Genomic DNA, 11,355 nt, shown 5'->3' with positions numbered 1-11,355 from the left:
GCAGGCTGTGACCTGATCACCATCACCCAGTACCTGCGCCCCTCCGAACGGCACCTCCCGGTGGACCGCTGGGTCAAGCCGCAGGAATTCGTGGACCTCCAGCACGAGGCCGACGAAATCGGCTTCCTCGGCGTCATGTCCGGACCGCTCGTGCGCTCCTCCTACCGCGCCGGCCGGCTCTGGGCCACCGCCATGCGCAAAAAAGGCCGCGAAATCCCGCCCCAGCTCGCCCATATCGAAAGCTCCGGCACCACCCGCCAGGAAGCCAGCTCACTCCTCGCCGCACATGCCGGCGTCTGACACCCGTAAAGGACCAACGATGTTCCCCACACGACTTGAAATCATCCCTTCCGAGGGAATCGTGGAAAAGGTCACCGCGGCCGTGCCGCCGGGCACCACACTGACCATCACCTGCCTGCCGCACCACGGCATCGGGCGCACCATGCGCGTCGCAGTCCAGCTCGCGGAGCTGGGCTACACGGTGGTCCCGCACCTCGCGGCCCGCGCCCTGCAGCAGCGCGCCCAGCTAGTCGAGATCCTGCGGGACTGCGACGCGGCCGGGATCCGGGAAGTCTTCGCCATCGGCGGTGACTCCACCCGGGCCGCCGGACCCTACGACACGGCGGCCGCGCTGATGGACGACATCGCCCAGTACTCCGGCGGCGGCATCTCCATCGGTGTCGCCGGCTACCCCGAGGGCCACCCCTCCGTCGCCGGGCTCGACCTGCTGGACGCCCTGCTGGCCAAGCAGCACCTGGCAAGCCACGTGGTCACGCAAATGTGCTTCTCCGCCCCGAAGATCGTCGACTATGTCGGCCTGCTGCGCCGCGAAGGCGTGGAGCTGCCGGTCTGGGCGGGGGTCGCCGGTCCCGTGCCGAGAACCAGGCTGGTCGCGCTGGGCACCCAGATCGGCGTCGGCGCCTCGCTGAAATTCCTGAGCCGCAAAGGCCCGCTCGCCCGCAGGCTGCTGAGCGGGGAACGGTACCAGCCGGCGTCGCTGATCTCCGAGCTGGCCGAACACCCGGACAGGGTCGCAGGCATCCACTTTTACACTTTTAACCAACTGAACGCCGAGACGGGCGAGGCAACAACACCGTCGAGCCCCGCAACCACCAAACTCGTGACCATTCGAGGAGCAGAATGAAAACCCAGACCGAAACCGCGGCGCAAGCCCCGCACCTTGAGCGACAGCTCAGCAACCGGCACATCCAGCTGATCGCAATTGGCGGCGCCATCGGCACCGGCCTGTTCATGGGCTCCGGCAAAACGATCTCGGCGGCCGGACCCTCCGTCATCTTCGTGTACGCGATCATCGGCTTTATGCTGTTCTTCGTCATGCGGGCGATGGGCGAGCTGCTGCTGAGCAACCTGAACTACAAGTCCTTCAGCGACTTCGCCGCGGACCTGCTGGGGCCCTGGGCCGGGTTCTTCACCGGCTGGACCTACTGGTTCTGCTGGGTCATCACCGGCATCGCGGATGTTATAGCCATCGCCGGCTACTCCAAGGAACTCTGGCCCGGCCTGCCGCTCTGGATCCCCGGCCTGGTGACCATCGCGATCCTCCTGCTGCTGAACCTGACCACGGTGCGGGCCTTCGGCGAGACGGAATTCTGGTTCGCGCTGATCAAGATCATCGCCATCGCGGCCCTGATCGTAGTCGGCCTGTTCATGATCTTCAGCGGCTTCAGCTCCGACGCCGGACCGGCCACCTTCAGCAACCTCTGGAGCCACGGCGGCTTCTTCCCGAACGAATTCATGGGCTTCGTCGCCGGTTTCCAGATCGCAGTGTTCGCTTTTGTTGGCATTGAACTGGTCGGCACCACGGCCGCGGAGGCCAAGGACCCGGAGAAGAACCTGCCCCGGGCCATCAACTCCATCCCGATCCGTGTGCTGCTCTTCTACGTGGGCGCCCTGATCATCCTGATGTCCGTCACCCCCTGGACCCAGTTCGCCGCCGGGCACAGCCCGTTCATCGCCATGTTCTCCCTGGCCGGACTGGGAGCCGCCGCCACAGTGGTCAACCTGGTGGTGCTGAGCTCGGCAATGTCCTCGGCCAACTCCGGTATCTACTCCACCTCCCGCATGGTCTACGGGCTGGCCCAGGAGGGCGACGCCCCCCGCATGTTCGGCGCGCTCTCCGGCCGCAAAGTGCCCCGGAACGCCCTCTTCCTGACCTGCATTCTGCTGCTCTCCGGCGTCGTGCTGATGTACGCGGGACAGGACATCGGCAAGGCTTTTGACATGGTCACCACGGTGTCCGCGGTCTGCTTCGTTTTCGTCTGGTCGATCATCCTGGCCAGCTACATTGCCTTCCGGAAGCGCCGCCAGCAGCTCCATGATGCGTCCAAGTTCAAGATGCCCGGCGGCGTCCCCATGGTCTGGGTTGTCTTCGCGTTCTTCGCCTTTGTGATCTGGACCCTGACCACGCAGCCGGATACGCTGCTGGCCCTGATGGTCACGCCGGTCTGGTTCATCCTCCTCGGCATCGCCTGGGCCATCCTGCGCCGCCGCCCGGCGCACCTGGCCCGCTACGCCACATTCCAGGCCGAGCTCGCCCAGGACATGGAACCGAACGCTGACGCGGACCTGGAAAGGCTGAAGCGATGAAAGCCACAACGACGACGGCTCCCACCCAGGAGCCGGTGGAGCCGGCGGAGCCGGCCGTAACGGCCGAGCACGTGCTCACCCTCGACTGCGCGGAATCCCCCGGGATTGTGCACGCGATCTCGGGATTCCTGCTGGAGCACGGCTGCGACATCATCGACAACAAGCAGTACGGAGACCGCGGGGAAGGGCACTTCTTTATGCGGGTCCATTTCTCCTCCGCCCCGGAGTCGTTCAGCACGGAGCAGCTGCGCGCAGACTTCACGGCCCTGGCGGATAAGTGGCAGATGAACTGGCAACTGGAACCGCATGGCCGCAAACGCCGGGTCCTGGTCATGGTGTCCAAGATGGGCCACTGCCTCAACGACCTGTTGTTTCGGGCGCGGACCGGCGATATCCCGGTGGAAATCGTCGCGGTCGTCTCGAACCACCGCGACCAGGAGGGCTTGGTGCAGTGGCACGGGATCCCGTTCTTCCATCTGCCGGTGACCAAGGACTCCAAGCCGGAGGCTGAGGCCCGGCTGCTGGAAATCGTGGACGAACTCGACGTGGAACTCGTGGTCCTGGCCCGCTACATGCAGGTCCTCAGCGACGGGCTCTCCGCGAAGCTGGCGGGACGGACCATCAACATCCACCATTCCTTCCTGCCCAGCTTCAAGGGCGCCAAGCCCTACCACCAGGCCTACGACCGCGGCGTCAAGACCGTGGGCGCCACTGCCCACTACGTCAACGCGGAACTGGATGAGGGCCCGATCATCTCGCAGCAGGTCATTGATGTGGACCACACCTACACCGCCGACGATCTGGTGGCGGTGGGCCGGGACGCCGAGTGCGCGGCCCTGCGAAACGCCGTGCGCTGGCACTGCGAGGGACGGATTCTGCTGCTCGGCAACCGGACGGTCATCCTGCGGTAGGCAGGCCGCCCTCCGACACATATGCACGACGCCGACGACGCCGACCGGGCACCTGAACAGGTGACCGGCCGGCGTCGTCGTTTCCAAATGTCCATCGATTGCTCCGCAAGTGCCCTTATCAGCCCCCCACAAAGGGCGTCTACGGAGCAGCCGATGTGCGGTAACCGGAGCTAGGCTGCCAGTGCGGTGTCGAAGAGCCGTTCGGCGAGCCGGATCAGGTGTCCGGGCGCGTCCGCTCTGTTGACGTGCCGTCCGTGGCCCAGGAACACGGCTGTTCCGTTAAACGTGTCCTCCAGATAAACACCGGCTTCCCGGATCAGCACTTCGGCCCGGCCGTTCCCGGGCAGATTGATGGCGTTTCCCTCGTCGTTCAGGTAAACGTGCCAGTCGCTGCTGGTGATTGCCTCGACGTTGCCTTCCACCAACTCCTGCAGGGTGGTCAGGGTCGGGTCGATGGTCTCGACGCGCACTGGCTGGCTGAGCCGGGCCGGCACAATCAGGGCTGCACAGGTGGTGCGCACGCGCTGTCCTTTCCGGAGTCGCAGGTGGCCGGGGACCAGGTGAGATCCTGCCCGCCGATCACCGACAATTTGTCAGCGCTGGTTTTTGCGCGGCTTCGCGAAGAGGTCATTTGTTTCTGATTTTGCTTTTTTATCTGCCCTTTTTTCGAGAATTGACTTCCCCGTTTTTTTGACACTGCCACTTTTAGGAGACTTTCCTGACAACGGAATCACTGCCTTTCTAGGATCGATCTTTCCAATACCATACAGACTTATATTTTTAATGCCAGTTATGGGATCCAAGTCGCATTGTGCGCCTGTCCCTGCGACGGGCACGATGACTGGCTCACCCGGATAGCCCGGGCCCTGACCGCCCGCGGACGCGCCCTGTCCTCCGGAACCGGGACCGCTCCCAGCCCGTCCCCGTCCCGTCCCCGCACCCACCCGGCCCTCCCGAAAAATTGCAGCGGATCGCATTCGGTCGAGCCGGCCTCCCTCGTCCCGATTCCGAAGGAAATAGGTTTATTTATGGGGTGTTCGCCAGTAAATTTTCCGCGGGCTTTCAGGCTCCGAACTTCCTCCGCAGAAAAAGAGATCTTTCCTCACCCACACACCGCCAGGCAAGCACAGAAATTTCCGCTTCAACGGAATGGAGCTCGAACTGCGGGACCGTGCGGCTCAGGCCGTCGGCGCCAGCTCGGCAACGGGCACGACGACGGCGCCGGTCGCCGTCGAGTCCGGGTTCAGCATCCAGCCGACCCGTTTGGCGGTGTTGAGCACCACCACGCTTTCCACCAGCTCGATGCCGGGGATCCGCAGCTGGAGCGCCTGTTCTGCGTTCATAACGTCCGCCAGGGAATGCAGCCACATCAGGATCACGAAGTTGGTGCGGCCGGTAGTGGAGGCACTGAGCCGGACGTTGCGGAAGCTGCGCAGTTCGGCGGCGGCGGCCTCATGCTGGCCCGGCGGGACGTTGGCGAACCACTGGCAGCTGACCGGATAGCCCGAGTACTTCTGCGCAATTTCGCAGCGGAAGGAGAGCATCCTGCTGGCCAGCACACGGTTCAGCTGCCGTTGGACCGTGGCTGGGTTCCGTCCCAGGGTGCGGGCAATATCCGCGGCCGCCGCGCGCCCGTCCTTGGCCAGGAAAGGGATCAGGTCCAGGTGGCTCTGCGGCAGCGGCGGTCCCTGGCTGCCGGCAGCTGCGGGGCCGGAAGCCTCGGGCCCGGCGAGCGCCTGAAGCGCGGCCATCTGCGACTTGTCCAGGACGTTCAGCCGCCACGCGTACCCGCCCGAGTGCAACCGCGTGCACAACGATGTCTGGTACTTGGTGAGCCCCGGGATCTCTTTGAGCTGCGCCAGCACGACGTCGCTGAACTGCGCAAGCGTGGGTGTAATGACGGTGAGCATGAGGTCGCGGTTGCTGGCGGCCTCCTCCACGGTGACCACTTCCGGGATGGCCGCCAGCGCGGCCGTGACGCCGGCGCGCGACGCCATCTCGCAGTCCACATCCACAAGCGCCAGGCACATCTGCTTCGGATCGCCCATCGAATGCGCCGTGCTCCAGGCGACACCGGAGGCTCTCAGCCGTTCCCAGCGGGCGGCCAGCGTGGTGGCGTGGGCACCCAGGATGCCGGCGGCGTCGGACCAGCTGATCCGTGGTGCGATCTGGAGCGCGTTGACCAGCTGAAGGTCTTCTTCACTGACTTCCATCAGGATCTCCCTTCGCTGCATGAATCCTGTGTTCTCAGCATAGAACTGCATTTTTCCAGCGATTCAAAGGCCTGTGACTCCAGTCACTTCACAATTGGGGGAAGCACTTACCAAACGTTCGGGAAGCGGGACCATATGTCGGTTACAGCAGATGCCAGGGAGTTGCACGGCGACATCGCCCGGCTGCGCCGCGAACTTCACCAGGAACCCGAGATCGGCCTCCAACTCCCCCGCACCCAGGCGAAAGTCCTTAAAGCACTCGACGGCCTGCCGTATGAGATCACCCTCGGTGAATCGACGACGTCGGTCACTGCAGTTCTGCGCGGCGGCGCAGCGCACGCCTCCGCGGACAAACCGATCGTCCTGCTGCGCGCGGACATGGACGGCCTTCCCGTCCAGGAGCGCACCGGCGTGGACTACTCCTCCAGGACCGACGGCGCCATGCACGCCTGCGGCCACGATCTTCACACCTCGATGCTGGCCGGGGCGGCCACGCTGCTAGCCGAACGCCGCGAACAACTTGCCGGCGACGTCGTCCTGATGTTCCAGCCGGGCGAGGAGGGTTACGACGGCGCCGGCCACATGATCCGTGAAGGGGTGCTGGACGCCGCCGGCCGGCGCGCGGACGCCGCTTACGGCATGCACGTCTTCTCCTCGCTGGAGCCGTACGGCCAGTTCGCCACCAAGCCGGGCGTGATGATGAGCGCCTCGGACGGGCTGTTCGTCACGATTCTCGGCGCCGGCGGCCACGGCTCCGCGCCGCACAAGGCCAAGGACCCCGTCACGGCAGCCGCCGAGATGGTGACCGCGCTGCAGGTCATGATCACGCGGCAGTTCAACATGTTCGACCCGGTAGTCCTGACCGTCGGCGTTCTGCACGCGGGCACCACAAAAAATGTCATCCCCGAATCAGCGCGCATCGAAGCTACCGTCCGGACGTTCTCGCATGCTTCCCGCGAACGGATGATGTCCGCAGTCCCGATGCTCCTGAAGGGCATCGCCAGTGCCCACGGCCTGGACGTCGACGTCGAATACCGCGCCGAATACCCGTTGAGCATCACGGACGAGAACGAGACCCTCACCGCGGAGAAAGCCATCAAGAACCTGTTCGGCGACGCCAGGTTGACCCGCTGGGCCACCCCGCTCAGCGGATCCGAGGACTTCTCCCGGGTGATGGAAGAGGTGCCCGGGACCTTCATCGGGCTCAGTGCCGTCGCCCCGGGAGCGGACCACACCGCCACCGCATTCAACCACTCCCCCTACGCCATGTTCGACGACGGCGTCCTCGCCGACGGTGCAGCCCTCTACGCAGAGCTTGCCATTGCCCGCATCGCGACCCTCGCCGCGGTCACTCCCACGTCCCCCGCTTCCCAGCCCTAACTTTCCGGAGAAAATCATGACCACCATCGTTGACCCGCAGCGCGCCAGCCGGGCGGCCACCCGGAAGACCCTCCTCGGTACCGGTATCGGAAACGCCGTCGAGTGGTATGACTGGGCGATCTACGCCACGTTCACGCCCTTCATTGCCGGCCAGCTGTTCAGCAAGGCGGATCCGGCGTCGGCAGTGCTGGCCACGCTGGCGATCTTCGCCGTCGGGTTCGTGGCACGTCCGGTCGGCGGATTCCTCTTCGGCTGGATCGGCGACCGCATTGGCCGCAAGACCTCCATGACGCTCGCCGTCGGCCTCGCGTCGCTGGGCAGCCTGATGATCGGCGTCGCGCCGTCCTTCGCCGCCGTCGGGGTCTGGGCGTCGCTGACGCTCCTGGTCGCCCGGCTGGTCCAGGGCCTGGCCCACGGTGGCGAGCTGCCGTCGTCGCAGACGTACCTCTCCGAAGTGGCCCCGAAGGAGAAGCGCGGCCTGTGGGCCACCCTGATCTACACCTCGGGCACGGCCGGAATCCTGGCCGGCACCCTGCTGGGCGCGATCCTGAATATGACCCTGAGCGCCGAGGCCATGAATGCCTGGGGCTGGCGCGTACCGTTCCTGGTCGGCGCCGTGCTGGGCCTGTACGCCCTGATCATGCGCTCCAAGCTGCACGAGACCGAAGCTTTCGAAGGCGAAACGACCACCGAGAAGCGCGCGCCGATCTGGCCTCAGATTGTGAAGCACCGCAAGCAGGCCCTCCAGGTCGTCGGGCTGACCGTGGGCCTCACAGTGATCTATTACATCTGGGGCGTTGTGGCGCCGAGTTACGCCGCCACCGTCTTGAAGATCGACCGCGGCGAAACCCTCTGGGCCAGCGTCGTCGCCAACATCGTGTTCATTGCCGCCCTGCCTTTCTGGGGCAAACTGTCCGACCGGATCGGCCGCAAGAAGGTGCTCTGGGCCGGAGCCATCGGCAGCGCCGTCATGCACTTCCCGATGACCTGGCTGCTGAAGGATTCGGCCTGGCAGCTGGCCGTGGGCATGTCCGTGATGCTGATCTTCATCGCCGCCAGCGCCGCGATCGTCCCGGCCGTGTACGCGGAACTGTTCCCGACCAGCATCCGGACCATCGGCGTCGGCGTCCCGTATTCCATCTGCGTGGCCGTGTTCGGCGGGACCGCACCGTACCTGCAGACCTGGCTGGGCACCATCGGCCTCTCCAACGTGTTCAACGTGTACGCCGTGGTCCTGCTGATCGTCAGCGCGCTGTTCGTCTTCACCATCCCGGAGACCAAGGGCAAGGACCTGACGCACTAGCCGAGGTTTCCCCGGGGCATAGGGTCCCGGTCAAATGATTCCCGGCGGTATGCCTCAGAATCGCCTCCCGAGTCCGGGCGACACCTTGCGGGGTGTCGCCCGGACTCGGTACGTTACGAAATGCACGACGGCGACGTCCCATGGAAGGTTCCCCAAATGTCAGATCCTGAACTCCCGGCCCTGCGGGAACAAGCCGCCCGCGGTGACCTCGACGCCGTCGCGGAACTGATCGAACGCGCCGCCGAGCGGGAGGACTTTGACGAGCTGCGCCGCCTCGCCGACGGCGGCAGCAGCGACGCCGCGGACCAGCTCGTTGAACTTGCCGCCGAAAAGGGCGATCTCGAGGAACTCCGGCGGCTGGCCGCCGGCGGCAACACTGACGCGGCGGACATTCTGGCCGAGCTTCGCGACGAAGGCGATGCCGGGAACGTGGAGTAGTTCCACCCTCCCGACGCCCTCTCAAGGCTGGCAGGGCCTCCCCACAGGAGGCCCCGGTTGGGGTCACGGGTGGTCAGCAAGGATGCCCAAGGGGCGTGGGTTAATTATCAATTCGGCGTACTTTCTCACCGGGAACCTCTGGACTTGCTCTCTGGAGTGGGTCTAGGGTGGGGCCAATTGCTGGTTCGGCGAGCTTGGGGGGAGGCGTTCTGAATGGAAGCTCCACGTTCCGTCTGGCGTTCACTCCGCCCCATCCTGCTCGCCGGCGCGGCCGCGACAACCTGGCTGGCATTCTCGGCCCCTGCCGCCACCGCCTCTTCCGACACGGGCGCCCTGACCACCCTCACCTCGTCGGTGACGGCGCTGGAGGCCGCCGCCGCGGACCCGGTGGGGGACATCCTGCTTCCGGCCACCGGTGATGCTCCCCGGAGTGCCGGCGAAGCCCCCGTTACCGCCGTAACTTCTTTTTCAGCCCCTGCTCTGAGCCCCGTCACCAGCGAAGTGACCCGCGCCGCAGACGGTCTTTTGCAGGGCGTTCCCGTCGTGACGGTTCTCGTCCCTGCGGAATCGCTGCCGCAACTGACGGAGCCCGTCGTGAATATCGCCGACGTAGTTGTTGCCGACACGGCAAACGGCCTTCTTGGCGGGTCCGGCGTCGTTCCTGAAATCGTGGACCCCGCACTTAAACCGGTCATCGACCTGGTGGAGGCCCCGGGCACCTCCCCCGTTCCTGGCACCGCCCTCGAACTACCCGTGGGAGTCGACGTCGGCGGCAAGATCAGCTCCTTGGTTTCGGCCAACGCAGATCCATCCGGCGGCGAGAACGAACCGCTGACGGCACTTGACGACTCCGATTTCGACGCGGACGTTAGCCGGGCAATGTTCTTGGCCCTTCCCCTCGCCGGCGTGTTTTCCTCGTCCGCACCTTGGGGGACGCTGCAGCCGCGTGCCTCTGCCGATGTTGTTCCGCCGACAAACCCCGATGGCGGCCCACTGGACGCCCTGCCCGATGTCCTGCCTGCCATGCCCGGTTCCGGATCGGCCGGAGGCAACGGCCCCGGCTCTGGACCTTCGACGCCGGCATGGTTGGCGGCACAAGCTTTTGAACTCCCTCGGACAACTGAGCTGCCCATCCTGGGTGCCCTGCTCCGGTCCCCCTCCCCGGTGTCGTTTGACCCCGGTTCATCCCCTGACTAGTTGCGCCCCGTCCGCGCCACGGCGTGGAACTTCGGCCCTCGGGTAGCTTCAGGCGCCCGCCAACAACTTTTTCAGGAGATTCATCATGCATCAAAATATCCGCAGAGGGCTGCTCGGCACCCTCTTTGCCGGAGGCCTGCTGGCCCTCGGATGCACTGCTGCCAACGCGGCCGACAACACGTCCGGCTCTGACGGGCTGCTCTCCGGCACCCAGGCTGTGGCACCGGTAACGGCCCCAATCAGTCTTGGCGCCACGTCGTTGGGTCTGCTCGGTGACTCAACGGCCACGACCAACAACACGGGCGGAACCGCGGGCAACCCCGGTTCCTCCCCCTCCGCCGGATCCACCACTTCCGGCTCTGACGGAATCCTTTCGGGCACGCAGGTGATGGCACCGGTAACGGCCCCGATCACCCTGGGCGCCACGTCGCTGGGTCTGCTCGGCGACTCAACCGCCACGGCGAACAAAACCGGCGGAACCGCGGGCCATTCCGCGAATGCCCCGGCCACTACCGGATCCACCACTTCCGGCTCTGACGGAATCCTGTCGGGCACCCAGGTGGTGGCGCCGGTAACGGCCCCGATCACCCTGGGCGCCATGTCGCTGGGTCTGCTGGGGGACTCAACGGCCACCACCCACAACAGCGCGAACACCGGCACGACCGAAACCGCGGGCGACCCCGCTACGGGGTCCACGACTTCCGGCGCTCACGGAATCCTCTCCGGTACCCAGATCGTAGCGCCGGTAACCGCCCCAATCACCCTCGGCAGCACCTCAGTTGGCGTACTCGGTGACTCGACGGCCACGACCAACACCACCGGCGGAACCGCGAACAACACCACATCTGCACCCGCCGCCGGATCGACCACAACCGGCTCTGACGGCACCCTTTCCGGCACCCAGATCGTAGCGCCCGTAACGGCCCCGATCACCCTCGGCACCACCTCAGTTGGCGTACTTGGCGACTCAACTGCCACGACCAACACCACCGGCGGCACCAGCGGCACGACCGAAATCGCGGGCAACCCCGCGGCCGCCGCCGGGTCGACTCCGAACGGCTCTGACGCAGTTCTCTCCGGCGCGCAGATCCTCGCACCTGTCTCCGCTCCCCTCTCTCTGGGTGCAGCATCGGTGGGCGTTTCAGGCAAGTCGACGGCCACCGTGGCTACGCCCAGGCTCGCCAAGACGGGCGCCGATACGAACCTGCTTATGGTGGCGTTCCTCTTCCTTGGAGTCGGTCTGTTCATGATGCTGGTGGCCCGCAGGAGGAAGGCCTAGTTACGCAACGGCGTTCCGACAGAACAT

At 65.6% G+C, this 11,355-nt stretch carries 10 protein-coding genes and 1 pseudogene; 9 read left to right on the top strand and 2 right to left on the bottom strand.

From position 1 onward, the window contains the following. From AC50YM_RS06200 to purU, 4 genes and pseudogenes are all read left to right on the top strand, one after another. Positions 1–300 (top strand): annotated as a pseudogene (locus tag AC50YM_RS06200) (lipoyl synthase); the annotation flags it as partial. Between the two features lie 19 nt (positions 301–319). Then, positions 320–1,144 carry a methylenetetrahydrofolate reductase gene (locus AC50YM_RS06195; protein WP_494956092.1) on the top strand — a complete coding sequence of 275 codons (825 nt, stop codon included), beginning with the start codon at positions 320–322 and terminating at the stop codon, positions 1,142–1,144. Continuing rightward, complete coding sequence (locus tag AC50YM_RS06190) at positions 1,141–2,607, top strand: amino acid permease (RefSeq protein WP_494956091.1); 1,467 nt, start codon at positions 1,141–1,143, stop codon at positions 2,605–2,607. Before AC50YM_RS06195 ends, AC50YM_RS06190 begins: the two co-directional genes overlap by 4 nt. Beyond that, positions 2,604–3,518, top strand: a complete 915-nt coding sequence (gene purU, locus AC50YM_RS06185) for a formyltetrahydrofolate deformylase (RefSeq protein ID WP_494956090.1) — start codon at positions 2,604–2,606, stop codon at positions 3,516–3,518. Before AC50YM_RS06190 ends, purU begins: the two co-directional genes overlap by 4 nt. 170 nt (positions 3,519–3,688) lie before the next feature. Here purU and AC50YM_RS06180 read toward each other — a convergent pair whose 3' ends face one another. Both AC50YM_RS06180 and AC50YM_RS06175 read right to left on the bottom strand, forming a co-directional pair. After that, positions 3,689–4,039: a DUF3846 domain-containing protein gene (locus tag AC50YM_RS06180; protein WP_494956089.1), complete on the bottom strand. Its 351-nt coding sequence runs from the start codon at positions 4,037–4,039 to the stop codon at positions 3,689–3,691. Between the two features lie 657 nt (positions 4,040–4,696). Further along, a complete protein-coding gene (locus tag AC50YM_RS06175; RefSeq protein ID WP_494956099.1) occupies positions 4,697–5,731 on the bottom strand; it encodes an Lrp/AsnC family transcriptional regulator in 1,035 nt (344 codons plus the stop codon). Between the two features lie 135 nt (positions 5,732–5,866). Here AC50YM_RS06175 and AC50YM_RS06170 point away from each other — a divergent pair, with 135 nt between their 5' ends. The 5 genes from AC50YM_RS06170 to AC50YM_RS06150 all read left to right on the top strand — a co-directional run bounded on the left by AC50YM_RS06170 (position 5,867) and on the right by AC50YM_RS06150 (position 11,328). After that, positions 5,867–7,111 carry a M20 metallopeptidase family protein gene (locus AC50YM_RS06170; RefSeq protein ID WP_494956088.1) on the top strand — a complete coding sequence of 415 codons (1,245 nt, stop codon included), beginning with the start codon at positions 5,867–5,869 and terminating at the stop codon, positions 7,109–7,111. Positions 7,112–7,127: 16 nt separating this feature from the next. Then, positions 7,128–8,414, top strand: a complete 1,287-nt coding sequence (locus AC50YM_RS06165) for an MFS transporter (RefSeq protein WP_494956087.1) — start codon at positions 7,128–7,130, stop codon at positions 8,412–8,414. Between the two features lie 156 nt (positions 8,415–8,570). Beyond that, positions 8,571–8,852: a hypothetical protein gene (locus tag AC50YM_RS06160; protein ID WP_494956086.1), complete on the top strand. Its 282-nt coding sequence runs from the start codon at positions 8,571–8,573 to the stop codon at positions 8,850–8,852. Between the two features lie 213 nt (positions 8,853–9,065). After that, positions 9,066–10,049, top strand: coding sequence for a hypothetical protein (locus AC50YM_RS06155; RefSeq protein ID WP_494956085.1), 984 nt, complete (start codon positions 9,066–9,068; stop codon positions 10,047–10,049). An 85-nt stretch (positions 10,050–10,134) separates the two neighbouring features. Further along, positions 10,135–11,328: an LPXTG cell wall anchor domain-containing protein gene (locus tag AC50YM_RS06150; RefSeq protein ID WP_494956084.1), complete on the top strand. Its 1,194-nt coding sequence runs from the start codon at positions 10,135–10,137 to the stop codon at positions 11,326–11,328. Positions 11,329–11,355 lie beyond the last annotated feature (27 nt).

It is taken from the genome of Pseudarthrobacter sp. RHLT1-30-1, from assembly GCF_059383415.1.
This window is presented reverse-complemented; position numbering and strand designations above follow the sequence as displayed.

Excerpts from the sequence above, each read along its gene's own strand:
- AC50YM_RS06170 (WP_494956088.1), top strand. The coding sequence starts at position 5,867 with ATGTCGGTTACAGCAGATGCCAGGGAGTTGCACGGCGACATCGCCCGG.
- AC50YM_RS06150 (WP_494956084.1), top strand. The coding sequence starts at position 10,135 with ATGCATCAAAATATCCGCAGAGGGCTGCTCGGCACCCTCTTTGCCGGA.
- AC50YM_RS06190 (WP_494956091.1), top strand. The coding sequence starts at position 1,141 with ATGAAAACCCAGACCGAAACCGCGGCGCAAGCCCCGCACCTTGAGCGA.
- AC50YM_RS06160 (WP_494956086.1), top strand. The coding sequence starts at position 8,571 with ATGTCAGATCCTGAACTCCCGGCCCTGCGGGAACAAGCCGCCCGCGGT.
- AC50YM_RS06195 (WP_494956092.1), top strand. The coding sequence starts at position 320 with ATGTTCCCCACACGACTTGAAATCATCCCTTCCGAGGGAATCGTGGAA.
- AC50YM_RS06175 (WP_494956099.1), bottom strand. The coding sequence starts at position 5,731 with ATGGAAGTCAGTGAAGAAGACCTTCAGCTGGTCAACGCGCTCCAGATC.
- purU (WP_494956090.1), top strand. The coding sequence starts at position 2,604 with ATGAAAGCCACAACGACGACGGCTCCCACCCAGGAGCCGGTGGAGCCG.
- AC50YM_RS06155 (WP_494956085.1), top strand. The coding sequence starts at position 9,066 with ATGGAAGCTCCACGTTCCGTCTGGCGTTCACTCCGCCCCATCCTGCTC.
- AC50YM_RS06165 (WP_494956087.1), top strand. The coding sequence starts at position 7,128 with ATGACCACCATCGTTGACCCGCAGCGCGCCAGCCGGGCGGCCACCCGG.